General features: G+C 74.1%; 25 protein-coding genes. 12 read left to right on the top strand and 13 right to left on the bottom strand.

Annotation, left to right across the window (positions count from 1 at the left end; all coding sequences use genetic code 11):
- The first annotated feature begins 4 nt into the window (after positions 1-4).
- Positions 5-376: a VOC family protein gene (locus D7193_RS27690; RefSeq protein WP_120782581.1), complete on the top strand. Its 372-nt coding sequence runs from the start codon at positions 5-7 to the stop codon at positions 374-376.
- 84 nt (positions 377-460) lie between these two features.
- Here the strand turns inward: D7193_RS27690 and D7193_RS27695 are convergent, their stop codons facing one another.
- Positions 461-1459, bottom strand: coding sequence for a tyrosine-type recombinase/integrase (locus D7193_RS27695; RefSeq protein ID WP_120782582.1), 999 nt, complete (start codon positions 1457-1459; stop codon positions 461-463).
- 87 nt (positions 1460-1546) lie between these two features.
- Here D7193_RS27695 and D7193_RS27700 point away from each other — a divergent pair, with 87 nt between their 5' ends.
- Entirely contained in the window at positions 1547-2533 is a 987-nt protein-coding gene (locus D7193_RS27700) for a helix-turn-helix transcriptional regulator (protein ID WP_120782583.1), read from the top strand.
- A 23-nt stretch (positions 2534-2556) separates the two neighbouring features.
- Here the strand turns inward: D7193_RS27700 and D7193_RS27705 are convergent, their stop codons facing one another.
- The gene (locus D7193_RS27705; protein WP_120782771.1) at positions 2557-3438 is read right to left on the bottom strand and encodes a dihydrodipicolinate synthase family protein; all 882 of its coding nucleotides are present in this window, start codon (positions 3436-3438) and stop codon (positions 2557-2559) included.
- 71 nt (positions 3439-3509) lie between these two features.
- Here D7193_RS27705 and D7193_RS27710 point away from each other — a divergent pair, with 71 nt between their 5' ends.
- A complete protein-coding gene (locus tag D7193_RS27710; RefSeq protein WP_120782772.1) occupies positions 3510-4436 on the top strand; it encodes a LysR family transcriptional regulator in 927 nt (308 codons plus the stop codon).
- A 12-nt stretch (positions 4437-4448) separates the two neighbouring features.
- On the opposite strand, the gene D7193_RS27715 is transcribed toward D7193_RS27710, so the two are convergent.
- The gene (locus D7193_RS27715) at positions 4449-5222 is read right to left on the bottom strand and encodes a class I SAM-dependent methyltransferase (protein ID WP_241563547.1); all 774 of its coding nucleotides are present in this window, start codon (positions 5220-5222) and stop codon (positions 4449-4451) included.
- 143 nt (positions 5223-5365) lie between these two features.
- Between D7193_RS27715 and D7193_RS27720 the strand changes: the two genes are divergently transcribed.
- Positions 5366-5968 carry a TetR/AcrR family transcriptional regulator gene (locus D7193_RS27720; RefSeq protein ID WP_120782585.1) on the top strand — a complete coding sequence of 201 codons (603 nt, stop codon included), beginning with the start codon at positions 5366-5368 and terminating at the stop codon, positions 5966-5968.
- Positions 5969-6015: 47 nt separating this feature from the next.
- Here D7193_RS27720 and D7193_RS27725 read toward each other — a convergent pair whose 3' ends face one another.
- From D7193_RS27725 to D7193_RS27740, 4 genes are all read right to left on the bottom strand, one after another.
- On the bottom strand, positions 6016-6441 hold the full coding sequence (locus D7193_RS27725) for an Hsp20/alpha crystallin family protein (protein ID WP_120782586.1): 426 nt from the start codon (positions 6439-6441) through the stop codon (positions 6016-6018).
- A gap of 102 nt (positions 6442-6543) precedes the next feature.
- Positions 6544-7038: a GNAT family N-acetyltransferase gene (locus tag D7193_RS27730; RefSeq protein WP_241563549.1), complete on the bottom strand. Its 495-nt coding sequence runs from the start codon at positions 7036-7038 to the stop codon at positions 6544-6546.
- 47 nt (positions 7039-7085) lie between these two features.
- Entirely contained in the window at positions 7086-7601 is a 516-nt protein-coding gene (locus D7193_RS27735; protein ID WP_120782774.1) for a DUF2087 domain-containing protein, read from the bottom strand.
- A 115-nt stretch (positions 7602-7716) separates the two neighbouring features.
- Entirely contained in the window at positions 7717-8226 is a 510-nt protein-coding gene (locus D7193_RS27740; protein WP_120782775.1) for a MarR family winged helix-turn-helix transcriptional regulator, read from the bottom strand.
- Between the two features lie 69 nt (positions 8227-8295).
- On the opposite strand from D7193_RS27740, the gene D7193_RS27745 reads away from it, so the two are divergent.
- The 4 genes from D7193_RS27745 to D7193_RS27760 all read left to right on the top strand — a co-directional run bounded on the left by D7193_RS27745 (position 8296) and on the right by D7193_RS27760 (position 13422).
- Positions 8296-9534, top strand: a complete 1239-nt coding sequence (locus tag D7193_RS27745; RefSeq protein ID WP_120782587.1) for an MFS transporter — start codon at positions 8296-8298, stop codon at positions 9532-9534.
- Between the two features lie 75 nt (positions 9535-9609).
- Positions 9610-11166 carry an ArnT family glycosyltransferase gene (locus tag D7193_RS27750; protein ID WP_421930410.1) on the top strand — a complete coding sequence of 519 codons (1557 nt, stop codon included), beginning with the start codon at positions 9610-9612 and terminating at the stop codon, positions 11164-11166.
- A gap of 223 nt (positions 11167-11389) precedes the next feature.
- Entirely contained in the window at positions 11390-12571 is a 1182-nt protein-coding gene (locus D7193_RS27755; RefSeq protein ID WP_120782588.1) for a low temperature requirement protein A, read from the top strand.
- Positions 12572-12882: 311 nt separating this feature from the next.
- Positions 12883-13422 carry a DUF1062 domain-containing protein gene (locus D7193_RS27760; RefSeq protein WP_241563551.1) on the top strand — a complete coding sequence of 180 codons (540 nt, stop codon included), beginning with the start codon at positions 12883-12885 and terminating at the stop codon, positions 13420-13422.
- A 172-nt stretch (positions 13423-13594) separates the two neighbouring features.
- Here the strand turns inward: D7193_RS27760 and D7193_RS27765 are convergent, their stop codons facing one another.
- Complete coding sequence (locus D7193_RS27765) at positions 13595-14077, bottom strand: hypothetical protein (protein WP_241563553.1); 483 nt, start codon at positions 14075-14077, stop codon at positions 13595-13597.
- Positions 14078-14577: 500 nt separating this feature from the next.
- On the opposite strand from D7193_RS27765, the gene rox reads away from it, so the two are divergent.
- A complete protein-coding gene (gene rox, locus D7193_RS27770) occupies positions 14578-15999 on the top strand; it encodes a rifampin monooxygenase (RefSeq protein ID WP_206612015.1) in 1422 nt (473 codons plus the stop codon).
- Between the two features lie 32 nt (positions 16000-16031).
- Here the strand turns inward: rox and D7193_RS27775 are convergent, their stop codons facing one another.
- Complete coding sequence (locus D7193_RS27775; protein ID WP_120782591.1) at positions 16032-17150, bottom strand: FAD-dependent oxidoreductase; 1119 nt, start codon at positions 17148-17150, stop codon at positions 16032-16034.
- 53 nt (positions 17151-17203) lie between these two features.
- Here D7193_RS27775 and D7193_RS27780 point away from each other — a divergent pair, with 53 nt between their 5' ends.
- Entirely contained in the window at positions 17204-17896 is a 693-nt protein-coding gene (locus tag D7193_RS27780; RefSeq protein WP_120782592.1) for a TetR/AcrR family transcriptional regulator, read from the top strand.
- Positions 17897-17899: 3 nt separating this feature from the next.
- Here the strand turns inward: D7193_RS27780 and sigJ are convergent, their stop codons facing one another.
- A complete protein-coding gene (sigJ, locus tag D7193_RS27785; RefSeq protein ID WP_120782593.1) occupies positions 17900-18859 on the bottom strand; it encodes an RNA polymerase sigma factor SigJ in 960 nt (319 codons plus the stop codon).
- 212 nt (positions 18860-19071) lie between these two features.
- Here sigJ and D7193_RS27790 point away from each other — a divergent pair, with 212 nt between their 5' ends.
- Positions 19072-20244, top strand: coding sequence for an NAD(P)/FAD-dependent oxidoreductase (locus D7193_RS27790; protein WP_120782594.1), 1173 nt, complete (start codon positions 19072-19074; stop codon positions 20242-20244).
- A 55-nt stretch (positions 20245-20299) separates the two neighbouring features.
- On the opposite strand, the gene D7193_RS27795 is transcribed toward D7193_RS27790, so the two are convergent.
- Positions 20300-21349, bottom strand: coding sequence for a P1 family peptidase (locus tag D7193_RS27795; RefSeq protein WP_120782595.1), 1050 nt, complete (start codon positions 21347-21349; stop codon positions 20300-20302).
- 80 nt (positions 21350-21429) lie between these two features.
- On the opposite strand from D7193_RS27795, the gene D7193_RS27800 reads away from it, so the two are divergent.
- Positions 21430-22230: a class I SAM-dependent methyltransferase gene (locus D7193_RS27800; RefSeq protein ID WP_120782596.1), complete on the top strand. Its 801-nt coding sequence runs from the start codon at positions 21430-21432 to the stop codon at positions 22228-22230.
- Positions 22231-22328: 98 nt separating this feature from the next.
- Here D7193_RS27800 and D7193_RS27805 read toward each other — a convergent pair whose 3' ends face one another.
- Both D7193_RS27805 and abc-f read right to left on the bottom strand, forming a co-directional pair.
- Positions 22329-23162: a nitroreductase/quinone reductase family protein gene (locus D7193_RS27805; protein ID WP_120782597.1), complete on the bottom strand. Its 834-nt coding sequence runs from the start codon at positions 23160-23162 to the stop codon at positions 22329-22331.
- Between the two features lie 396 nt (positions 23163-23558).
- Positions 23559-25193 carry a ribosomal protection-like ABC-F family protein gene (gene abc-f, locus D7193_RS27810; RefSeq protein ID WP_120782598.1) on the bottom strand — a complete coding sequence of 545 codons (1635 nt, stop codon included), beginning with the start codon at positions 25191-25193 and terminating at the stop codon, positions 23559-23561.
- Between the last annotated feature and the right edge of the window lie 132 nt (positions 25194-25325).

Genomic DNA, 25325 nt, shown 5'->3' on the forward strand with positions numbered 1-25325 from the left:
CGGTATGACAGTCAACGCCGACCTCGCCATGGTCAACCTGGACAGCTCCGACCCCGCCGCGCACGCCGCCTTCTACCACCGGGTGCTCGGCTGGGAGGTCACCCACAGCCAGCCCGAGTACGCCATGATCAGCGGCAACGGGGTGTCGATCGGCTTCGGGCTGGTCGAGGGGTACCGGCCGCCGTCGTGGCCGGACGACTCCGCGCAGAAGCGCTACCACCTGGACCTGTACGTCGACGACCTGGCCCTCGCGGAGAAGGAGTTCGTGGCCGCGGGCGCGTCGAAGCCCGACTTCCAGCCGGGCGGCGAGCGCTGGGTGGTGCTCATCGACCCGATCGGCCAGCCGTTCTGCATCTGTCCCCGCGCGCAGGGCTGACCCTGCGGCGCCGGCCGCGGCGCGGCGATGTCGGGCCGTGGCCGGCGCACTCTCGCGCGCTGCCGCGGCCCGCCTGCCGCACGGTCAGCCCCGGCGGCGCGACCGGGCCGCCCAGAGCACGTACGCCGGGTCCCGGTCGAGGTTGTGCCGGTCCCGGTCGTAGCGGCGGGTGGTCCGCGGATCGGCGTGCCCCATGGCGTCCTGCACGTCCTCCAGCGGCACCCCCTCGGACCGGGCGGTGGTCGCGAAGGCGTGCCGCAACGAGTGCGGCGACAGCCGCGACCAGGCCGGTATGCCCGCGGTACGCGCCAGCCGCCGGACCAGGCGGAACACCGCGTGCCGGTCCAGCCGGGCACCGGTCGCCGTGACCAGCAGCGGGCCGGTCAGCTCGGTCACCGGCACGCCGGACGCCGTGGCGCGCTGCGCCAGGTAGGCGTCGACCGCGTAAGCGGTGCCGGGGGTGAGCGCCCGACGGCGGGCGCGGCCGCCCTTGCCCACGAATCGCAGGCTGCGGTGCCCCCGCTCCGCGCCGAGGTCCCCGACGTCGAGCGAGACCAGCTCCCCCACACGCAGCCCGAGGTCGGCCAGCAACGCGATGGCCGCCCGGGTACGCGCCGCGGTCGGCCCGGTCTCCGCCTCCGCCGCGGCCAGCAGGGCGTCCACCTCGTCCGGGGTGAGCCCCACGGTGGCCGAGTGGTCCCGGTCGACGCGGGGCCGGTCGGCGCCCGTCACCGGGTTCACCTCGACGGCCCGCAGCTTGGCGAGGAAGTCGTACCAGCTGGACAGGGCGGAGAGCTTGCGGGCCACGGTCGCGGGCGTCAGCGGCCGGCCGGTGCGCGGGCTGCGGGTGGCCTCCAGCGCCCGGGCGTACTCGTTGACGTGCAGGAAGCTCGCGCGCAGCGGGTCCAGGTCCCGCTCGGCGCACCAGCCGAGCCAGCCGGCGATGTCCCGGCGGTAGGCGTCGCGGGTGTGCGTGGACAGCCGCCGGTTGCGCAGCCACGCCTCGGTGACGTCCGCGGGGCCGGCGGGCAGCGCGGGCGCGGCCGACGGACGAGCCAGCGCCGGGGCGTCGGGGGCAACCATGTGAAAAAGGTTCTCAGCTCCGGGTCGCGGAGGCGGTGAGGCGCGCCCGGACGGATCGTGCCCGGCCGGTCCGGATACCGTCGGACCGTGCGTGCGAGTCGGCTGGTGTCCCTGCTGCTGCTCCTGCAGAGCCGCGGGCGGATGACCGCACCGGAGCTGGCCGCGGAGCTGGAGGTGTCGGTCCGCACGGTCTACCGGGACGTCGAGGCGCTCGGCGCCTCGGGTGTGCCGGTGTACGCCGACCGCGGCCCGGCCGGCGGCTACCGGCTGCTGGACGGTTACCGCACCCGGCTCACCGGGATGACCCCGGCGGAGGTGGAGGCCCTGTTCCTGGCCGGCGTTCCCGGGCCCGCCGCCGAGCTGGGTCTCGGGTCGCTGCTCTCGGCCGCGGAACTCAAGTTGCAGGCCGCGCTGCCGTCCGAGCTGGCCGACCGGGGCGGGCGGATCCGCCAGCGTTTCCACCTGGACGCGCCGACCTGGTTCCGGGAGCCGGAGCCGACCCCGCACCTGGCCGCGCTGGCCGGTGCCGTCTGGTCCGACCGGCGGGTGCGGATGCGCTACCGGCGGTGGCGGGCGCCGCGCGAGGTGACCCGTACGCTCGACCCGCTCGGCCTGGTGCTCAAGGCCGGTCGGTGGTATCTCGTGGCCGCCGTGGACGGGCAGGTCCGCACCTATCGCGTCGGGGCCGTGCTCGACCTGAGCGTGCTCGACGAGCCGGTCGACCGGCCGGACGACTTCGACCTGGCGCGCAGCTGGCAGGAGCACGCCGACCGGTACGAGCAGGGCGTCTACCGCGCGGAGGCGCGCGTGCGGATGACGGTGGCGGCGCTGGAGCTGATGCCGTACGTCTTCCCGCCCGCGATGAGCCGGGCGGCCCGCGCGGCGGCCGGTGAGCCGGACGCGGACGGCTGGCTGCTCACGACCGTGCCGATCGAGTCGATCAAGCACGGTCACATCGAGTTGCTCAAGCTCGGGGCCGAGGTCGAGGTCCTCGCCCCCGCCGAGCTGCGGGACCGCTTCACGGGCACCGCCCACCGGCTCGCCGCCCTCTACCCCGCCCAGCCGGGGCGGTGACGGCGGCCGGCGGCTTGCCGGCGTCAGGGGAACGCCTCCACCGGTGCGCCGGCGAGCCGCGCCAGCGCCGCGCGGACGGCGTCGTCGCCGGGCGCCAGCAGGGGCAGGCGTACGGCGGGGCTCGGGATCCGGCCCTGCGCGTGCAGGACGGCCTTGAGGACGGTCGGGTTGGGTGCGGCGAAGAGCGCCGCCGACAGGGCGGCCAGCCGGTGACCGAGCACCCGGGCGGGTTCGGCGTCGCCGGCCCGCCACCTGTCGACGAGACCGACGAAAGCGGCCGTGGCGAGGTGTGCGGAGGCCAGGATCCCGCCGTGCGCGCCGATCGCGAGCAGCGGGGAGATCACCGCGTCGTCCCCGCCGAGCACGGCGAAGCGGGCCGGCGGGTCGGCCATCAGCTCGACGGTCGTGTCGTCGATGCCCCCGACGGCGAGCTTCACACCCGCGACCCCGGGAAGCGCGGCGATCCGCCGCAGGGTCGCGGCGGAGAGCGGCTGCCCGGTGCGGTACGGCACGTGGTAGACGACCAGCGGCACCGGACTGGCCGCGGCGAGCCCGGCGAGGTATGCGACCACTCCGGCCTCACCGGGGCGGACGAACGGTGGCACCAGGGTGAGAGCGGCGGTGACCTCTGGCCGGCCTCCCAGCGCGGCCAGCGCCGCCGCCGTGTTCGCGGCGACCACCAGCGGGGCGCCGCGCTCCCGGCAGACGCGGGCGATCACGTCGACCACGTCCCGCTGCTCCCCCGGGTCCAGCGCGCCCGGTTCGCCGGTCGTGCCGAGCGCGACCAGGCCCGCCGCGCCGCCGTCGAGCACCTGGTGCGCCAGCGACTCGATCGCGGCGTACGCCACCGCGCCGGCGGCGTCGAACGGGGTGACCAGGGGGACGTACACACCGGAGAGCGTCATGACCTCAGCGTCCGGCACCGAAACGCTTAAGGTCCAGTTCACGTTCCTGGCGGCGATCGTAAGCTGTGCTGATGCTCGACGTCCGGCGGCTCCGGCTGCTCCGCGACCTGGCCCGCCTCGGCACCATCGCCGCGGTGGCCCAGGCGCACACCTACACGCCCTCAGCCGTCTCCCAACAACTCTCCGCGCTCGAACGGGAGGCCGGCGTGGCGCTGTTGGAGCGCACCGGCCGGCGGGTCGGCTTCACCGCCGCGGGCCGGGTGCTCGTCGCGCACGCCGAGACGGTCCTCGCCGCGCTGGAGGAGACCACGGCCGCTCTCGCCGCGATCGCCACCGGCCCGACCGGGCCGCTGCGCATCGGCGCGTTCCCCACCGCCGTGCGGACGTTGCTGCCGGCGACGCTGGTGGCGCTGGGCGACCGGTACCCGGGGCTGGAGCTGACCGTCACCGAACTGGACCCGGTCGCCGTTCCCGCCGCGCTGCACGAACGGCGTCTCGACGTCGGGCTGCTGCACGACTACGACGTCGCCCCGGTCGAGCCGGACCCGGCGCTGGACGCGGTGCCGCTGCTGGACGAGACGGTGTTCCTCGCCGTAGCCGACGCGCCCGGCACGGACCCGTCCGGCGTCGGCGGCGTGCCCGTGGCGGGCGAGGACCCGCTCGACGGCGTGCGGGACCTCCCCTGGATCGTGGCCAGCCCGGGCACGCTCTGCCACACCGTCACCCTGCACGTGTGCCGGGCCGCCGGGTTCGCGCCCCGGGTCCGGCACCAGGCCGACGATTTCGCCACCGTGCTCGCGCTGGTGGCGGCCGGTCAGGGCGTGTCGCTGGTGCCGCAGCTCGCCGCGGTCGACCCGCCCGCCGGTGTACGGCTCCTCCCGCTGAGGACCCGTCGCCGCACGCGGGTCGCGTACCGGCGGGGCGCGGCGGCACATCCGGCCGTGGCCGCGTTCGTCACCGCGATCCGCGCCGCCACCGGTGACGTCCTGGCCCGATGACCGGTCGGCGGATCACGGGGTGCCGGCGCGTACGGCGCTGGTCGCCAGGGTGGTGTACCGCATCGTGAAGCGGCCACCCAGGGTGTCGATGGCCTGGCCGACCGCGCCCAGGATCTCGGCCAGCTGCTCGGGGCGAAGTCGGGTGAGGGCGCCGGTCGTGGGGAGCAGGTCCAGCCATTCGTCGCGCGTGTAGGACCGCTCCCAGTCGAATCGCCACTGTTCCGGCTCGGAGAACTGGCCGGTCTCGCGGATCGTGTCGGCGATCGACGCGTACCCCGCCTGGTACACGTCCAGTGGACGTCGTGCCGGCTGGCTGGTGAACGGGGAGTCGGGGGCCACCCGACGGTAGGCGGCCGCGAACGGCTCGGCCACCTCGGCGGGCGGCTCGAACACGTGCCCGAAGATCGCCAGGCGCCCGTTCGGACGCAGCACCCGGGCCGCCTTCACGGCGCCGGCGACCGGGTCCACCCAATGCCACGACTGGGCGGCGACCACCGTGTCGAACACCCGGCCAGCCGGCTCCCAGGCTTCGAAGGTCGCCACCTCGACCGGCAGGCCGCGCGCCTGCGCGACGTCGGCCATCCGCGCATCCGGCTCGACACCGAGCACGGTGCAACCGGCGGCCTGGAACTGGCGGGCCGCGATGCCCGTGCCGCAGCCGACGTCGAGCACGTCGCGCCCCGGGCTCCCGGCGACGATACGCGCCACCAGCCCTTCGGGGTAACCCGGTCGGGCCTGGTCGTAGCGTTGCGCGTCCGCGCCGAACGACTCGGCCGTCCGTCGCAAGTGATGCGGTCGCGCGGACTCTGGTGGTACTCCCGGTAGAGTGGGCATGCGCCCACCCTAGTGGGCATGCGCCCACCCTAGTGGGCAAGCGCCCACCTGCCAACGGATGCCAGGAAGTCTGGCCCGCGAGAGAGGATCGGCGCGTGCCGACCGGTGTACACCTTCGCGACGCGCGGCGGCAGCTGTTCGACGCCGCCGAACGCGTCCTGCTGCGGGACGGCCCGAACGGGCTGACGAGCCGGGCCGTCACCGACGAGGCGGCCTGCGCCAAAGGCGTCCTGCACCGGCACTTCACCGACTTCGACGCCTTCCTCACCGAGTTCGTGCTCGACCGGACCGCAGAACTCGAGGCGCACGCGCGTGCGCTGCGCGCGGCCGTCGGCACCGGCACCGTGGCCGACAACCTCACCGGCGCGCTGACCGCCCTGTTCGGACCGGTGCCGGTGGCGATCATCCCGCTCATCACGTTCCGGGATGAGCTGCGCGCGCGGCTGCGGCAAGCCCGGCCCGGCGGCGGCATCGCGATCCTCGCCGACGTCACGACCGCCGTCTCCGCCTACCTCGACGACGAGCGCGCGACGGGCCGCATCTCGGCCGACGCCGACATCGACTCGCTCACCCTCTCCCTGGTCGGAGGCGGGCATCTCCTGTTCGCGGACCGCGACCCCGGCCCCCCGACCACGGCGACCGTCCACAAGCTGGTGACCACGGTGCTCGCCGACGTCGTGCAACCGCGGCCACGCTGACCCGTCGGCGGGACGGCCGCACCGGCCGTCCCGCCGACGGGTCTCCGTCAGGCGTCGATCTGCTTGCGACCGTTGCCGCCGGCGGTGACGGGCACGCGCCGCGGCTTGGCCCGCTCCGCCACGGGGATCCGCAGTGTGAGCACGCCGTTCTCGTAACCCGCCTGGAGGTTGTCGGTGTCGAGGGTGTCGCCGAGGAAGAGTTGACGGGTGAAGATCCCCATCGGACGCTCGGCGGCCACGAGTTCGACCTTGTCGTCGGTGGGCCGGCGCCGCTCGGCGCGGACGGTCAGCACGTTGCGCTCGACGGTGCAGTCGATGCTGTCCGGGTCGACGCCCGGCAGGTCGAACGCCGCGTAGAAGTAGTCGCCGTCCCGGTACGCGTCCATGTGCATGACGGCCGGCCGGGCCGTGGTGCCGAAGAACTGCTCGGCGAGCCGGTCGATCTCGCGGAACGGGTCGGTGCGCATCAGCATGGTCGTGCCTCCTCGGTTCTCCTGGCCGAAGGTCTCGGGTTGAGTCGGGGCGACTCAACTTCCTCTTCTGTGATAGCGCGTACCGGCGCTCGCGTCAACCGGTCAGCCCAGCAGCTTCTCGAACCAGTGCTCGGCGTAGACGTCCTGCGAGTACGCCGGGATCTCCACGTACCCGTGACGGGCGTACAGGGCCCGCGCCTCCACCAGGTCGCTGCGGGTGTCCAGCCGGATCCGGTCGGCGCCGGCCGCCCGGGCGGACGACTCCGCGGCGGCGAGCAGGACGGCGCCACCACCGCGGCCACGCCGCTCGGGCCGGACGTACACGCGGGTCAGCTCGGCCCAGCCGGGGCGGAACCGCAGCCCGGCGCAGCCGGCCAGCCGCCCCTCGTGCCGGGCGAGCAGGAGGATCCCGGCCGGCGCCACGAGGTCATCGCTGGGTGATTCGGTCATCGCGGCCTCGACCTCGCCGGGCTTCGCCGGGCGCTGGTGGTAGCGCACCACCATCTCGGTGAAGTACTCCCACAGCAGGGTCGCCGCCTCGGGCTGGTCGGGGCGGGCCGGGCTGATCGCCCAGGCCGCCTTGACATCGGTCGTCACCCCTTGATCGTCGGTGCGCGGTCAACCGATTTGCCGTCGCGCCGGCCTCACACCCGCCGGTAGATGCCCCGATCCCGGGTGAGCAGCAGCTCGTCGACCAGGTACCGGCGCAGGGTCACGTGGTCGGACCCGCCGTCCGCGCACCACGGGCGAAGGGCGTCGTCGACGGCCCGCTCCGGGTACGCGGTGTCCGGCGCGAACGATCGCCGCGCGATGTGCTCCAGCACGATCCGCCGCCGGCCCCGCTGCGCGGGCAGCCCCACCAGCACGCCGTCGCACACGAAGGTCCGCAGCACGGTCTCCTCCCGGCTCTCGGCGGGGCGGGCCGGGCGCGGGGCGCGGGCCAGCTCGCGGAGCCGTTCGGCGTCCACCGCGAGGGCGCCGTCCGCGCCGCTGACCAGGCCCGCGTCAGCGAGCCGGCGCAGCGCCGTCACCACCTCCCGCGCCGGCAGGCCGGCCCGGTCGGCCACCTCCCGCACGCCCGTCGCGCCCAGCACGACCGCCGCGAAGACGCGCCGGCGTCCGTCGTCAGCCAGGGAACCGGCCAGAGCATGTGCCGTCATGCCGGCCACCCTGCCAGCGGCCGTACGCGCCACGCCAGGCGTTTTCCACCCGGTACGCCCGCCGCCGGCGTGGGTACGGCGTACCGCGCCGGCCGCCACACCGACCTCTGTCGGCTCACCCCGTCGGCTCGTCCGCGGGGCGCTCGGCGACCACCAGGATGCGGCGCAGCAGGTCGGACAGGAGGCGCCGCTCGTCGGGGTCGAGTGCGGCGAACAACCGGTGCTCCTCCGCGCCACGGGGGTCGAGGGCGCCCCGCCAGGCCTCCCGGCCGGTCTCGGTGAGCGCCACGTCCACCCGCCGCCGGTCCGTGGTGGACGGGATCCGTTCGACGAAGCCCCGACGCGCCAGCGCGTCCACCCGGGCGGTGATCGACGCGGGCGCCACGCCGAGGTCGGCCGCGAGTTCGGAGGGTGCGGCCCGGCCGCGCCGGCCGGCGAGCGCGTGCAGCGTGTCGTACTCGTGGGCCGGCAGGTCCGCGTCGGCCAGCGCCCGCTCCTTCACCGTCCGCAGGTGCCGGGTGAGCTGGAGCATCCGTGTCACGGCCCCCTCGACGTCCGGGTCGAGGTCGGGGAGCACCGGCAACCAGCGCTCCACGTGCTGGTCGGTGCGGTCGCGCGTCGTCACGCGACCCATGGTACTGCAGCGCCAAAATATTCATTGCCAAAAGGTTCGGTGTCGAAGTACCTTCTCCCCGTGACTCATCCCCTGCGCCTGCGGGCGTTCCGGCTGTTGTTCGTCGGCCGCACCGTCTCCGCCGTCGGTGACGCCGTGGTGCCGGCCGCCCTCGCGCTCGCCGTGCTGCGTGCCACCGGCTCGACGGCCGCCCTGGCCCTGGTGCTCGGGGCGGCCATGCTGCCCCGGCTGCTCCTGCTCCCCCTCGGCGGCGTCGCGGCCGACCGGTTCGACGCCCGCCGCGTCGCCCTCCTGGCCGACCTGACCCGCTGCGCCGCCCAACTCCTGGTCGGCGTGGAACTGCTCGGCGGTGACCCCGCGCTGACCACGATCGCCGTGGCCTCCGCCGTCGGCGGCACCGCCGCGGCGTTCGCGCTGCCCACCGCGTCCCCGCTGGTCGCCGGCACCGTCGACCCCGCACAGCGGCAACGGGCCAACGCGTTGCTCGGCACGACCGCCAACGCGAGCCGTCTCGCCGGCCCCGCCCTGGCCGGCGCGCTCATCTGGGCCGCCGGCCCCGGCTGGGCGTTCGTCCTCGACGCCGCGTCCTTCGCGGTCAGCGCCGCCCTGCTCGCGGTCATCCGCGTCCGGCAGGTGCCGCGCCCCGAGCGGCGGTCGGTGACCACCGACCTGCTCCACGGGTGGCGCGAGGTGCGGTCCCGGACGTGGTTCTGGAGCAGCCTGCTCGGGCACGGCACGTGGAACGGCGCGGCGGCCGTGCTGACCACGCTCGGCCCCGCCGTCGCCGTGCACCGCCTCGGTGGTGAGGGCGTGTGGCTGCTGATGCTCCAGGCCGGGGCGGTGGGCATGCTCGCCGGCTCGCTGATCGCCGGCCGAATCCGGCCACGCCGCCCGGTGCTCACGGCCAACCTCGGTCTCGCGACCTACGCGGCGCCACTGGTCCTGCTCGCGGTGGCGGCGCCCGCACCGGCGATCGTCGTCGCGTACGGGGTCGCGCTGACCGCCCTGGGCTACCTCAACCCCGTCTGGGAGACCGTCGTGCAGAGCCAGTTCCCGCCGCACGTGCTGGCCCGGGTCACCTCGTACGACTGGCTGGTGTCACTGGGCGCGATGCCGCTGGGCTACGCCCTCGCGCCGCTGGCCGCGCGGGTCTGGGGCGAACCGGCGCCCCTCGCGGTGGCCGGTGCGCTGGTCCTGGTGGCCTGCGCCGGCACCGCGCTGGTCCCCGACGTACGCCGGTTGGCCTGGCCGGCGCCGGCGGCACCGGAACCGGCGCGCGAAGCCGCTGCCACGAGCTGACCCGCGGGTCGTGGCCGATCCGTTACGGGCCGCGGTCCCCACGGGACACCGGTGGAGACCGCGGCCCGCCATGATATGGACGTGGCCGAATCCGTCGCCGACCTGCACGACTCGCGCCGCGACGAGCCCGCCGCGGCCGGCGCCCCACCCGCCCCGGGGCCCCGCAGCCGAGGTCCCTGGCTGGTCGCCGGCGCGGTGACCGTGGTGTTGCTGCTGCTGTCCACCCGCTACGGCTACCACCGCGACGAGCTCTACTTCCTGCTCTGCGGCCGGCACCTCGACTGGGGCTACGTCGACCAGGGTCCCCTCGTGCCCGCCCTGGCCCGCCTCGCCGACACGGTCGCCCCCGGCAGCCTGCTGGCGTTGCGCACCCCGTCCGCACTGATCGCCGGCGGCTGCGTGCTGCTGGTCGCGGCGATCGCCCGCGAGTTCGGCGCCGGGCGCGGCGCCCAGACCTTCGCGGCCTTCCTCGCCGGCACCTCGGGTCTCGTGCTGGCCACCGGGCACCTGCTCAGCACCACCACGGTCGACATGCTGGTCTGGCTCGTCGCGTCGCTGTACGCGGTGCGGCTGCTGCGCACCGGCGACTCCCGGTGGGCGCTCGGCATCGGGCTGGCCGTCGGCCTCGGCATGCTCAACAAGCTGCTGCCCGCGCTGCTCGCCGTCGGCCTGCTGGCCGGTGTGGCGATCGCCGGGCCGCGCAGGCTGCTGCGCGACCGGTGGCTGTACGCCGCCGGGGGCCTCGCGCTGGTGCTCGCCGCGCCCACCCTGATCTGGCAGGCCGCGCACGGCTTCCCCCAGCTGTCGGTGGCCGCGTCGATCGCCGACGGCAACAGCTCCTACAGCGGCCGGCTCGACGCGCTCACCCTCCAGTTCGTCATCATCAGCCCGTACGCCGTGCCGATCTGGATCGCCGGGCTGGTCGCCCTGCTGCGCAGGCCGGCGTGGCGGGCGTACCGGGCGGTGGGCCTGGCGTGGCTGGTCGTGTTCGGCGTCGTGCTGATCGCCGGCGGCAAGGGCTACTACGACGCTCCCCTGCTGCTGGTGCTCGCCGCCGCGGGGGCCGTGCTGACCGCCGCCTGGGCCTCCCGCGGCGCGACCGTGCTGCGCCGCGGGCTGCTCGTGGTCGGCGCGCTGCTGTTCGTGGCGCCCAACGGGGTGCTGCTGCTGCCGACCCTGCCGGCCGACCGGCTGCCCGGGTTCGTGGTCGACGTCAACTACGACGCCGGTGAGACGATCGGCTGGCCGGCGTTCGCCGACTCGCTCGCCGCCGTGCACCGGGCACTGCCCGCCGAGCAGCGCGGCCGGGCGGTCATCCTCACCGGCAACTACGGCGAGGCGGGTGCCGTCGCCCGCTACGGCCCGGCGCGCGGGCTGCCGGCGGCGTACTCCGGCCACAACAGCATGGTCGACTTCGGCCGCCCACCGGCCGACGCCGACGTGGCCCTCGCCGTGGGCTGGGACCGGCCCGACCAGTTGCGCGAGTGGTTCACCGACGTCACGCTCGCCGGCCGGGTGGACCAGCGCGTCGACATCGACAACGACGAGAACGGCGGGCCGATCTGGCTCTGCACGGGCCTGCGGCGGCCGTGGGCCGACATCTGGGAGACCGAGGTACGCCACGCGGGCTGACCGGCCGGCACCGTCGCGCCGCTCCCGCCCTGCCCGCACCGGCGGCCTGTGACGTGGCGGCGGGCTGACCGGCCGCGATTCCGCCGTCGGCGGCGGAATCCCCAAAGCAAGGATTATTCACCCCAGAGCGCCCGATAATCGACAGGGGTGGGGCGCCGCGGCGTGCCCGGTGACACGTGCCGCCGGGCCGGGGCGTCCCGGGCGCGAGCGGCGGGAGGCCGGCATGACCGGAGGCGACGCCAGCCTGGTGCGCCGACCGGACGCGTCCAACCGCGCCACGCTGCTCGAACTGCTCTTCGACGTCGTGTTCGTGGCCGCCCTCGCCCTGATCTCCATGATCGTTGCCGGGCGGCAGACGTGGGCCGGCCTCGGTCACCCCCTGCTGATGCTCATGGCCGTCTGGTGGATCTGGTCGATCACCACCGTCACCACCGACTACTACGACCCCGAGCAGCGGCCGATCCAGGCCATCCTCATGGTCACCATGCTGGGCGCCGTGGGCGCCGCCGCCGCGCTGCCCGGCGCCTCCGGCGAGCACGCGCTCGTCTTCGCCGTCGCGTACGTGACACCGCACCTGGCGCGCGGCGCGATCCTCGTGCTCACGTTGCACAAACACCGGCACAAGGCCCAGGAGCGGGCCGCCCGGTTCCTGTTCTGGTTCGGCGTCTCCGGGGTCTTCTGGATCCTCGGGGCGCTGCCGCCGGGGCAGCCGCACTGGCACTTCTGGGCCGTGGCGGTGGCCATCGACTACGTCTCCGCCGCGGTGCGCTACCCGACACCCTGGCTGGGTCGGGTGCCGGTCGACCAGTACGAGAAGGCGACCGAGCACCTCGGCGAGCGCTATCAGCAGTTCGTCATCCTGGCCCTCGGCGACATCATCCTGGTGCCCATCCTGGAGATCAGCACCTCGGACTTCGCCGCCCCCCGGCTGGCCGGCTTCGTGACCGCCTTCGTGACCATGCTGCTGCTGTGGCAGATCTACGTGTACCGCAGCGGCAGGATCCTGCAGATCACGTCGCGGCGGCTGCTCGGCCGGGCGGCCCGGCTCGCGCCGTACAGCCACGTGGTCATGGTGGCTGCCGTGGTCTGCATCGCCGCCGGCTTCGACCGGGTCGTCGTCCAGCCGACCGGCGACACCTCCGCGAGTTCGGTCGCCCTCATGCTGGGCGGCCCGGCCCTGTTCATCCTCGGGCGCGCGCTGTTCACCTACCGGATCTCCGGGACGGTGCCGTGGCGCCGGCTCGTCTGGCTGCCCGCCCTCGCCGTCATGGCGCCGTGGGCCGGAGGATGGCCGCCGGCGGTCGTCGTCGGCGCGGCCGCGCTCGTGCTCGGCGCCGTCGTGGCCAGCGACGTGCTCGCGCCGCGCCTGCGGCTGCCGTTCTTCCGGCCCGGACGCGTCGGCTGACCCGGGGCCGGGCCCGGCCCACGACTCGGCTACCACCCGGCCCCGCGGTCGGAAAACCGTTTGAGCATTCCTCCCCGGTTCCGTAGGTTGCCTGCGACCCGTCGCCGTGAAGACAGAGGACAAAACCGCGTGACCCCCCCTGCTCTCTAGACCTGACACCTTCTTCCGCTCACCGGTAGCCGACGTTCCCGTCGGTTCTGCCGGGCTGCCCTCGTGCGCCCGGTCATACCGCGTTCGAGGTCGCGCGCACATCGGCCTCGTGTCAGGTCTAGAGATCAGGTCTAGAGATCATGTCTTCACAACCTCATACCGTGCTGCCCTGGGTCGTACGCCGGACCAGGCTGCCTCTGCTCTCGTTGCGCTGCGTGGACTGCCGGTCGGAGTCGGCCACCACCGGCGAGGGCAGGTTCCGCGTCAACGCCAACGGCAAGTTGCTGGACGTGTGGCTGCTGGTCCGCTGCGTGTCCTGCGACCGGACCAGCAAACTCACCGTGCACGAGCGGAAGCCCGTCGGGTCCTTCGACCCCGCCGAGCTCGACGGCTACCGCGACAACGATCCGGAACTGGTGGCGTCCAGGCTGCTGGATCCGCTGATCGCCCGGCGCAACCACTTCACCCTCGACTGGACGGGCGCCTGGCGGCTGGACATCCCGTCGGCGTGGCGGGACGAGGCGTGGCCCGTCCTGGTGGAGGTCGTCCTCGCCGATCCGGTACCCGTACGCCCGGATCGGCTCATCGCGCACGGGCTCGGCCTCAGCAGGAACGAGGTCGTACGCCGGATCAAGTGCGACGTACCGCTGCACCGTCCGACGAGCACCGGATTCACCTTCACGGTACTGGCCGGCGACTAGGGATGTGGCCGCGGCGGGCCCACCCGGCCCGCCGCGGCCTCGTCGCCTCCTGCGTCGATCATGCACTTGTGGTGGGGGGCGAAGGGGAAGAATCACCGCGAGCCGGGCACCACACCTGCGTGATCGGCGGCGCTGTTCCAGACCCCGGTCGGACGTGCCTCGGCGGTGCCGTTCACCCGGCGCGGGTTGCGGTGAGATCGCCGACCGCGTCGGCGTAGAAGGTGCTGCCGAGGTGGAAGGCGACCTGGCGCAACGTCCACGCGTCCCCTTCGACCCGGTCGAGGCGCTCGTCGTCGAGCGCGCGGAGGCGCAGCGACCAGATCTGCGCCAGCCGGGTCAGGCGGCTGCGAGCCTCGTCGAGGTCCTCCTGGGTGAAGGGGGCGAGGTCAGCCGGGGTGGTGATGGCGGACGCGTGCCAGTGGTCGGGCAGCGGGGTCTGCCCGGCCAGGCGCGCCTCGAGTTCGGCGAGGTGGTCCAGAAGGTGGTCGGCGAGACGGCGTATCGCCTTGTGCGGGGTGTAGACCCGGTCCTCCGCGGCGATGGGCCTGCCGTCCCACGCCGGCCAGGTCTCCGCCAGGCGCAGGGCGTACGCCACGGCGTCCTCGATGATCTGGGCGGGGTCACGGCCGTCGGTGGCGGGAACGTCGTCGCTCACGGATCTTGGTCCCTTCTCAACTGCTCGGTGCGGGTCCACGACCGTACGGCGGCGACGGTTCGGTCCGGGCCGAACTGGCGGGGGCGGCCGCGGAGCGAGCCGCACACCATAACAGACATTATGATGTAGCGCCGTTATGTCCATGTTGCCCGATCCGATTACCGTATTGCCAATACCGGTAATCCGATAATTGACTCGCAGGCCGCGGGGCAAAAGGAGTGGACGGGCGATGCCCGGGCTTGTACCTTCCAGGTGCCCGTGACACCGCCCGAGGAGGTGAGACCCATGAACGCTGTATCGATGTGGGTGCTCCCCCTTCCCGTCACGGCCGGGCGATTGACGTAGGTGTCGCCGGGAGCGCCTCGACATGAAGGCACTCCCGGAAGGCAACACCTATGCACTCTGCGCAGTTCACCGCCGACCTGTCGTCGAACGGCACGGTCGAGCGCGACGTCCCCGGACTCCCCTCGCCCGCCCCCGCCGCCGACCCCGCGCCCCCCGTGTTCGACGTGATCATCGCCGGATGCGGGCCGACCGGTGCGGTGCTGGCCGCCGAACTGCGGCTGCACGACGTGCGGGTACTCGTCCTGGAGAAGGAGACCGAACCCCCGTCGTTCGTCCGCATCGTCGGTCTGCACAGTCGCAGCCTCGAGCTGATGGCGATGCGCGGACTGTTGGACCGCATCCGCGCACACGGACGGCAGCGTCCGGCCGGCGGGTTCTTCGCCGCCATCGCCAAGCCCGCGCCCCCGGGCCTGGATTCCGCGTACGCCTACCTGCTGGGCATTCCGCAGCCGGTCATCGTCCGCCTGCTCGAAGAACACGCGATCGACCTGGGTGCGCAGGTCCGGCACGGGTGCGCGGTGGTCGGTCTCGCGCAGGACGGCGGCGGTGTGACCGTCGAGCTGGCCGACGGGGAACGGCTGCGTTCGCGCTACCTCGTCGGCTGTGACGGTGGGCGCAGTACGGTGCGCAAACTGCTCGGTGTCGGCTTCCCCGGCGAGCCCTCGCGGGTCGAGACGCTGATGGGCGAGATGGAAGTGGGCGTGCCACCGGAGGAGGTCGCCGCCACGGTGACCGCGGTACGCGAGACCGAGCACCGGTTCTGGCTCCGGCCCTTCGGCGCCGGGGTCTACAGCGTCGTAGTCCCCGCCGCGGGAGTCAGCGATCGCGCGAGACCGCCCACCCTCGAGGATTTCCAGCAGCAGTTGCGCGCCATCGCCGGAACCGATTTCGGCGTGCACTCCCCGCGCTGGTTGTCCCGCTTCGGGGACGCCACCCGCCTCGCCGAACGGTATCGGGTCGGCCGGGTGCTGCTCGCCGGCGATGCGGCGCACATCCATCCACCCATCGGCGGGCAGGGCCTCAACCTCGGCGTCCAGGACGCGTTCAACCTCGGCTGGAAACTGGCGGCACAGGTCCGTGGCTGGGCCCCGGAGACGCTGTTGGACACCTACCAGGCCGAACGTCAACCGGTGGCCGCCGACGTGCTGGACAACACCCGGGCCCAGATGGAACTGCTGTCCACCGAACCGGGCCCGCAGGCCGTGCGCAGGCTGCTCACCGAACTCATGGATTTCGACGAGGTGAACCGCTACCTGACCGAGAAGATCACCGCTACCGGCGTCCGCTACGACGTCGGCGAGGGCCCCGACCTGCTCGGCCGCCGGTTGCGCGACATCGAGGTGAAACAGGGCCACCTCTACGGTCTCCTGCGTCGCGGCCGCGGCCTGCTGCTGGACCGCACCGAACGCCTGGCCGTCGGCGGCTGGTCGGACCGGGTCGACTACCTCGGGGACCCGACTGCGGCGCTGGACGTTCCGTGCGTGCTGCTACGCCCCGACGGCCACGTCGCCTGGATCGGCGACGACCAGCAGGACCTGGACGAACACCTCTCCCGTTGGTTCGGCAGGCCCCGCTAGTTCCCGGCCGGGCAACCCGAGCCCGGCAGCAGTCAGGATGGCTGGACCCGGTCGAACAGAGCGAGGGCTTCGGCCGGGTCCGGGCTCACGAGGCGCTCCAGACCGGCCGTCGTGATCGTCGCCCACCTGCCGGCCCGTGCCCACATCCGTTCCTCGAAGGCGCGGACGGCGTCGTCGAGATCTCCGGGGGCGGTGGCGATGGCCTCGGCGAGTTCGGCGCCGTCCAGCATCGCGAGGTTCGCGCCCGCCCCCAGCGGGGGCATCAGGTGGGCGGCGTCGCCCAGCAGCGTCACCCCGGAGACATGGGGCCAGGTGTGGGACACCGGCAGGACATGGATGGGGCGGTGGACGAAGGCGGTGCCGCGGCGCAGGAGGTCGAGGACGGGAGCGGCCCAGCCGTCGAACAGGGCCAGCAGGCTCGATCGCACCGCCTCGACGTCGGCGAGGTCCAGGCCCGCGTGCCAGTCCAGAGGCGCGCGGAACTGGGCGTACACCTTGACGTGGCCGCCGCTGTTGCGCTGGGCGACGAGGCCGCGGTTCACGCCGTACACCGCCACGGAACCGTCGCCGATCAACCGGGCGATGTCGGGGTGGCGGGTGTCGACGTCGTCCAGGGCGGTCTCGACCACGCTGACGCCGGTGTAGTGCGGCGTCACCGCCGAGACCGCCGGGCGGGTACGGGACCAGGCGCCGTCCGCGCCGACCACGAGGTCGAACGTCTCCTGTCGCCCGTCCGCGAACCGGACCAGCACGCCGTCCCGGGCCCCCGGCACCACCTGCGTCACGCCCCGCCCCCACTGGACGCCGAGTGGGCCGAGCAGCAGGTCACGGAGACGCCCGCGGTCGATTTCGGGATTGGCCCGGTCGTCCGGGCCGGGTCGCCAGTCGCGCAGGACGGCCCCGTCCGGGTCCAGGATGCGCATCGCCTGCCCCTCGGGACGGGACAGCGCCTGGAACTCCGCCAGCAGCCCCGCCTTGTCCAGCGCCAGCTGGCCCAGCCCTTCGTGGAGATCGAGCGTGCCGCCCGGGGGGCGCGCGTCGGGGGCGGGATCGCGTTCGAGGACGGCGACGGGGTGACCGTGGCGGTGCAGGACGCGGGCGAAGGTCAGCCCACCAGGGCCGCTTCCGACCACGGCGATACGGGGTCTCATTCGATACACTGTATTGCTGCGTTACAGCGTATCGCAACGGTACGATGTAGCCCATGACTGTGTGGGACCGGCCGGCACCGCCGTCCCGCCCCGTGCCCCTCGACCGGGAGCGGATCGTCGCCGCCGCCATCGCGCTGGCCGACGAGGGCGGGCTGGAGGCGGTGTCGTTGCGCAAGGTCGCGGCGCGGCTGGACGCCGGCCCGATGCGGCTGTACGGATACATCTCCACCAAGGACGAGCTGTTCGATCTCATGGTGGACGAGGTCCAGGCCGAGATCCTCCCCGACGGGCAGCCCGGTGACTGGCGGGAGGCGCTGCGCGTCCTCGCCCACCGCACCAGGCAGGCGGCGCTCCGGCACGAATGGCTGGCCGACCTGCTCGGCGGCCGCCCGGCTCTGGGTCCGAACGGCTTCGCCGTGGCCGAGGCCACGCTCGCCGCCCTCGACGGCCTCGCCGACGTCGACACCGTCATGCGCGCCGTCGAGACCGTCAGCGCCTACGTCACCGGCGCGATCAGGCGCGAGATCGCGAACCTGCGGGCCGAACGCGCCACTGGCCTGTCCGAGCGCGAATGGCAGCGCGCCAACGGCCCGCACGTGACGAGAATGTTGGCCACGGGCCGCTTTCCGGCGCTGGCCAAGGCCGTGTACGACGGCACGGACGTGGACGCCGAGTCATCCTTCGCGACCGGCCTGGAATGGGTCCTCGACGCCGTGGCCGCCAAACTCACCCGGCCGCCGGCCTGACGGTCAACTCCTGCCGGACGTGAGCGAGGGTCCCGTCGTCCACGTGCGGAGCTTCTCCGGGTTGCGGACCGCCCAGATGTGGGTGATCCGGTCGCCGGCGATCTCGAACGCGTACACCGACACGGTGACGCCGTCGCGTTGCGCGATGAGGCCGGGCTGGCCGTTGACCGTACGTTCCAGGAGCGTCAGGTCGCGGAGCCGGTCCTCCAGAAGGACCAGCGAGTGGGCGATCCGCTCGGCGCCGGCGACCGGGCGCAGCGCGGTGCTGACCACGCCGCCGCCGTCGGCGACCGCCGTGACGTGCGGGTCGAGGAGGCCGATGAGGGCGTCGATGTCCCTGGCCTCCCAGGCCCGCTTGAAGTCCCGGACGATCCGGGCCTGTCGGGACGCCGGGGTCGGGGGCGCCTGCGTGGCACGGATGCGGCGGCGGGCGGAGGAGGCCAGCTCACGGCACGCCGCCGGGGTGCGGCCGACGATCCCGGCGATCTCGGCGAAGGAGTAGCGGAAGACGTCGTGGAGGATGAGCGCGACGCGTTCGGCCGGCGTCATCGCTTCGAGCACGACGAGGAAGGCCATGCTGACCGACTCGTCCAGGGTGGCCCGGTCCGCGGGGTCGCCCGCGGCGTCGCCCGACCGCCCGTTGATCCACTGCGACGGTTCCGGCACCGGCTCGGGGATCCACTCGCCGACGTAGCGCTCCCGGCGCACCCGTGCCGAACCGAGCAGATCCAGGCAGACCCGGCTCGCGACCGTCGTCAGCCAGGCGCCGGGCGACGCGATGGCGTCCTGCTGCTGGCGGGACAGGGCGTACCAGCGGGCGTACGTCTCCTGGACGGCGTCCTCGGCGTCGGCCAGGGAGCCGAGGAGCCGGTAGGCGAGATTGATGAGGTGACGGCGCTCGCCGATGATCGCGTTCAGGCCGGCGTCGGACGGTTCGTGTGCGGGCACGAGGTGGTCGGTCATGGTTCGGGAGGCTCCCTGGGTCGGATCCGCTCTCCCCGGGTCCGACGAGATACCGCCGCGTTTTGTCAGGCTGCCGCGCCGCCTGACGTTCCGGCCGGCCGTGTCGTCGGAGCAGTGAGACACCATCCGGCACGCCCGGCTGCCGCCGCCGGTGGACCGACCCTCGGGTCGCGCGCCCCGGCAGCCACCGGCATCGAGAAGGGAATCCCACCATGCACCGTACGTCCCACCGGGTCGTCGTCATCGGCGGCGGCTACGCGGGCACGCTCGCGGCCAACCGCCTGCGGATGCGCGCCGACGTCGACGTCGCCGTGGTCAATCCCCGCCCGACGTTCGTCGAGCGGATCCGGCTGCACCAGTTCGTGGCCGGCACCGGCGAGGCCACCGTCGACTACGGCACGCTGCTCGGTGAGGGCATCGAGCTGGTCGTCGACACCGCCACGCGCATCGACACCGCGGCCCGGACCGTACGGCTGGCGTCGGGGCGCGCCCTGGACTACGACCACGTCATCTACGCGGTCGGCAGCACCGGGGCCATCCCGTCCACGGTGCCGGGCGCGGCCGACGTCGCCCTCCACATCGCCGAGTACGAGTCCGCGCAGCGGCTGCGTACCCGGCTGGAGGCGCTGCCCCTCGCCGCTCCGGTCACCGTGGTCGGCGGTGGGTTGACCGGCGTGGAGACGGCCGCCGAGCTGGCCGAGCGGCGGCGCAGCGTCACGCTGGTGTGCGGCCGGGAGTTGGCGCCGTCGCTGAGCGGGCCGGCTCGCCGGTCGGTGGCCAGATGGCTGTCCCGGCACGGTGTGACGGTGCTCGAGGCCGCCGTGGTGAGCGAGGTCCGGCCGGACGCCGTCGTCTTCGCCGACGGTACGGTGCGGGCCAGCGGGTTGACCGTCTGGGCGGGCGGTTTCGGCGTGCCGGCCCTGGCGGCCGCGAGCGGGCTGCGTACCGACGCGCTCGGCCGGCTGCTGACCGACGAGACGCTGACCAGCGTCGACGACGACCGCGTCGTCGCGGCGGGGGACGCGGCCGCGCCCTCGGGCCAGCCGCTGCGGATGAGCTGCTACGCGGCGGGACCGCTCGGGGCGCAGGCCGCCAACACCGTGCTGAGCCGCATCGCGGGAACCGACCCGGCGACGCTCGATGTGGCCTTCACGGGGTCGTGCGTGAGCCTCGGCCGGCGCGCCGGCCTCCGGCAGTTCGCCCGCAAGGACGACAGCGCCGTGAACGTCTACTTCGACGGCCGCCTGGGCGCCGCGTACAAGGAGTTGACCTGCACGTGGGCGGTGTCGAAGATCCGCCGTGAGGCCCGCAGGCCGGGTTCCATGGTCTGGATCAAGGGTGGGGCGCGGCCGGCCTCCGCCGCGCCGGTGGCCGCGTCGTCGTGACGACCGGCGGGACGGCCCCGGGGCCGGGGCCGTCCGTGCGGCCGGCCCGGCCTCGTCAGGCGGGTAGCGGCAGCACGCCGGCGGCCGCCAGACGCCGGACGACCGCCTCGTGCGGTACGGCGTGGCTGGTGCGGCCGCCCACCCCGGTCGTCGTCGTGGCGGTGAACAGCGAGTCCAGCAACGCCTCCTCGACCGCGTCGAGGACGGCGGCGAACACCGGGGTGATCTCCGCGTCGGGCATCAGGGGGCGGCCGGGTTCGGCGGTGCTGAACGCGATCGCGTAGTCGCCACTGCCGTTGCTGTAGGACGCGCCGACCCGGGCCATGGCGAAGATGGCCCGCCGGGCGAGGCGGCCGAGCTGCCGGGCGTCCAGGGGCGCGTCGGTGGCCACCACGATCATGCACGAGTTGCCGGCCGGTTCGGTGCGGTCGGCCGCGGGAATCAGCTCCTCGACCGGCATCGGTACGCCCCGCACGGTCAACACGCCGCCGAAGTTGGACTGGGTGAGCGCGCCCACGGTGACCTCCCGGCCGGCCCACGGCACGGTCCGCGACGCGGTGCCGATCCCCGCCTTGTAGCCGAGGGCCGTGGTGCCGGTGCCCGCACCGACGCACCCCTGCGCGGGCGGCTCCGCCGTGGCGCCGGCGATCGCGGCGAGCACGTGGGCCTCGGTGACCGGTCGTCGGCGGATGTCCGACAGGTGGGCGTCGTTGGTCTCGCCGACCAGGGGATTGAACGACACCCCGTCCGGCCGGCGGCCCATGAGCCAGGTGAGGACCGCGTCCGCGGCGCGGAACACCGACAGGGTGGCGGTCAGGACGACCGGTGATTCCAGTACGCCGAGTTCGTCCACCTGCGTCGAGCCGACCAGCTTGCCGTAGCCGTTGCCGGCGTACACGGCGGCCGGCAGCGCCCACCGGTCGGGGCCGAGCTGGCCCGGCACGACCGCCGTGACGCCGGTGTGCAGGTCACCGCCGTCGTCGACGGTGGTGTGCCCGACCCGTACGCCGGGGACGTCGGTGATCGCGTTGTGCGGCCCGGTGGGCAGTGACCCGACGACGACGCCGAGGTCACGTGCGCGGGCTCGCGGGGCTTGCCGGCTCATGGTGCCCCATCGTGTCGTACGGCGACGCCGGCCCGGTAACCCGGTTGCCCGGTTCGCACCCGACGTCGCAGCATCGACGGATGCTGAAGCCGGAGATCATGGACTTCTACCGGCAGGGCGGCGAACGGGATCGGCTCGCCGCCGGCCAGGGCAGGCTGGAGTTCCTGCGGACGTGGGACGTCCTCACGAGGGTGCTGCCCCCTCCCCCGGCGGCCGTCGTGGACGTCGGCGGCGCCACCGGCGTGTACGCCGGCCCCCTCGCACGGGCCGGGTACGCGGTGCACGTCGTCGACCCGGTGCCGGAGCACGTGGCCGAGGCGGCGGCGCTCCCCGGCGTGACCGCCGCACGCGGGGACGCCCGCGCGTTACCCGCCGCGGATCACAGTGTGGACGCGGTGCTGCTCTTCGGGCCGCTCTACCACCTGCCCGAGCGCGCCGACCGGGTCGCCGTGTGGCGGGAGGCGGGCCGGGTCGTCCGCCCCGGCGGTGTGGTGGTGGGCGCGACCATCAGCCGGTTCGCCTCGCTGTTCGACGGGTTCGTGAAGGACTACTTCAGCGACCCCCGGTTCCGTCCGCTGGTGGAACGCGCTCTCGTCGACGGCCTGCACCACAACCTCGACGCCGAGCGCACGTGGTTCACCACGGCCTACTTCCACCACCCGGACGAGCTGGTCGGTGAACCGGCCGAGGCCGGCCTGGACGTGCGGCGGCGCGTCGCCGTGGAGGGTCCGCTGTGGATGGCGGAGCACCGGCTCACGGAGCTGCTGGCCAGCCGGGAGGGCACCGACCTGGTGCTCGAACTGTCGCGCCGGGTGGAGGAGGAGCCGAGCCTGCTCGGCGCGAGCAGCCACGTCCTCACCGTGGCCACCGCGCCGCACTGACCCGCCGCCGTCGAAAGCGCCGTCGGGAGGCCGCGCCGTCGGGATCGCCGGCCCGCGCCGCCGGCGCCCGAGGCGACCGGCGGCGCGGACACGCGCCCTCAGCCCATCCCGTCGAGCACCGGCACGAGCTGCTCCTCCTCGTACGCCAGGTGGCGTTCGAGTTCGTCGGTGAGCTGGTCCACCTGCCGGCGTACCTCGGCGGGGTCGGTGTCCCGGTCGCCCACGACGGCCCGGAGCCGGTCGACGAGGACCGCCACCCGCGCGTGCTCGGCGCGCAGCCGCTCCAGCGTGGCCGCGAGGTCGGGACGCCGCGCCGCCAGCCCGACGAACAAGCCGCCGTCCTCGTGCGTGTGGTGATGGTGCAGGCCCTGGCAGACCGCCAGGCAGTTCACCCGCAGTTGCGCGCCCAGCCGGGGGCCGGCCGCCGCCACCTCCCGGCGGATCAGCGCGAGTTCCCGCCGGAACGCGTCGTGGATCTGGACGAGGGCCGCGCCCAAGGACGCCGCGGCCGGCGGGCCGCCACCGGCGCGTTCCAGGGCGACCACCGGTATGACCCGGCTGGTCTTCGCCTGGTACGCGGCCCAACCGGGGTCGGCCTCGGCGGCCCGCGCGAACACCGTGTCGCGTTCGGCGCCGGTGAGGACCGCCGCCCGGGCCGGGTAGGTGAAGATGCCGTCCTCGACGGTGACGTGCGGGTCGGCGAGGATGTTGTGGAACCAGTCCGGATGCCGGGGTGCACCGCCGGCCGAGGCGATGACCAGGATCCGGCCGCCCTCGTCGGGCAGGTAGCCCAGCGGGGTGGTGTGCGGCGCGCCGGAGCGCGCCCCGGTGGTGGTGAGCAGGATCAGCCGCCCACCGGCGAAGGGGCCGCCGACGCGGCCCCCGTTGGCGCGGAACTCGTCGATGATCTGTTGGTTGGCGTTTTTGGGCATGCTCCGCCTTGTGTCGTGTCGAATCTGAGGTACGCGGGACGCCGGCAGCGGGCGTCCGCGGGAGGATGGGGTGCGGCGGCCGGACAGGGCCGCGTGCCAGGAAGAGGGTGTCGCGGGGGTGCGGGACGGCGGGGCTCGTGCCCGCCGCGCGCTCACTCGGCGGCCGGGTGCCTCACTCGCTCGTGGCCCATGGCCGACCCGGCAGTCACGTCGACGACCCTAGTGCCGCACCACAGGCCCGGCAAGGCGATTCGGCGCCCGTGACCCTCCGCCCGTCATGCCGTGATCGACTCCGTTTCGTCGATGTGGCGGGTTCACGGGGCGCCGGACCCCGCCACATCGGCGAAAAGCCGGTTTCTCCGGGCGCTCGTGCGGTGCCCGGCGGGTGGCTGCCGCTCAGGCCTCCGGCGCCCCGGTCTCCCGCAGCCGGCCGTCGTCGAGCCGCAGCCACCGGTCCACCCCGATGTCGCGCAGGAACCGTTCGTCGTGGCTCACCACGACGAACGCACCCCGGTACGCGCCGAGGGCGCTCTCCAGCTGCGCGACGCTCACCAGGTCGAGGTTGTTGGTCGGCTCGTCGAGCAGCAGCAGCTGCGGTGCCGGCGAGGCGAACAGGACACACGCCAGGGTGGCGCGCAGCCGCTCCCCGCCGGAGAGCACCCCGACCGGCAGGTGCGCGCGGGCGCCGCGGAACAGGAACCGGGCGAGCAGGTTCATCCGCTCGGCCTCGGGCATCGCCGGGGCGAACGCGGCCAGGTTCTCTGCCACGGTGCGGTCGAGGTCGAGCAGGTCGAGCCGCTGCGACAGGTATGCGACCCGCCCCTCGGCCCGCCGGATCCGCCCATCGGCGGGTGTCAGGTCACCGTTCATCAGCCGCAGCAGCGTGGACTTGCCGGCGCCGTTCGGGCCGGACAGGGCGATCCGCTCGGGCCCGCGGATGGTCAGGTCGACGCCGTCGCCCGCGAAGACCGGCCGGTCGCCGTGGCTGACCCGCAGGCCGTCTGCCTCGAAGACCGTGCGCCCGGCCGGGACGGTGGTCTCCGGCAACTCGACCGCGATCGCCTGGTCCTCGCGCAGGGCGCGGCTCGCGTCGTCGAGCCGGGCCCGTGCCTCGCTGACCCGGGAGGCGTGCATCTCGTTCGACCGGCCGGCGGACTCCTGGGCGCTGCGCTTCATGCCCCCGGCCACGATCCGCGGCAGGCCCGCGTTCTTGAGGTTGCGGGCGGCGTTGCTGGCGCGGCGGGCGGCCCGCTCGCGGGCCTGCTGCATCTCCCGCTTCTCCCGCTTGACCTCCTGCTCGGCGTTGCGGACGTTACGTTCGGCGGCCTCCTGGGCGGCGCGCACGGCCTCCGAGTACGCCGTGAAGTTCCCCCCGTACAGGTGCACCTCGCCGCGGTCGAGTTCGGCGATGCGGTCCATGCGGTCCAGCAGCGCCCGGTCGTGGCTGACCAGCAGCAGCGCGCCGCGCCACTCGTCGAGCACCGCGTAGAGCCGGTGCCGGGCGTCGGCGTCGAGGTTGTTCGTGGGCTCGTCGAGCAGCAGCACGTCGGGCCGCTTGAGCAGCTGGGCGGCCAAGCCGAGGGAGATCACCTGCCCGCCGCTGAGGGTGTGCAGGCGCCGGGTCAGCGGGACGTCCCCGAGCCCGAGCCGGTCCAGCTCGGCGCGGGTGCGCTCCTCGATGTCCCAGTCGTTGCCGATGGTGGCGAAGTGCTCCTCGTCGGTGTCGCCGGACTCGATGGCGTGCAGGGCCGCGATCAGCGGGGCGACGCCCAGCACCTCGGCCACTGTCAGGTCGGCGGAGAGCGGCAGGGTCTGCGGCAGGTAGCCGAGCACGCCCTCGACGGACACGCTGCCGCCGGTCGGCGCGTACTCGCCGGCGATCAGTTTCAGCAGGGTGCTCTTGCCGGCCCCGTTGGGGGCGACGAGGCCGGTGCGGCCCTCGCCCACGGTGAAGGAGAGGTTCTCGAAGACCGGAGTGTCGTCCGGCCAGGAGAAGGACAGGTTCGACACGACGATGGATGCGCTGGACATGCGACAGACCTCGGAACGATGGCGGGCGCGCAGCGGCGCGGCCCGGCGGGAGACAGGGTCGAGGGAACGACGGCACGGCCACGGCGGCTGCGCTGACGCGCGCCTGCCGGCGGCCGAACATGTCCGGTATCA

It is taken from the genome of Micromonospora costi, from assembly GCF_003626655.1.
GTDB lineage: Bacteria > Actinomycetota > Actinomycetes > Mycobacteriales > Micromonosporaceae > Micromonospora > Micromonospora costi.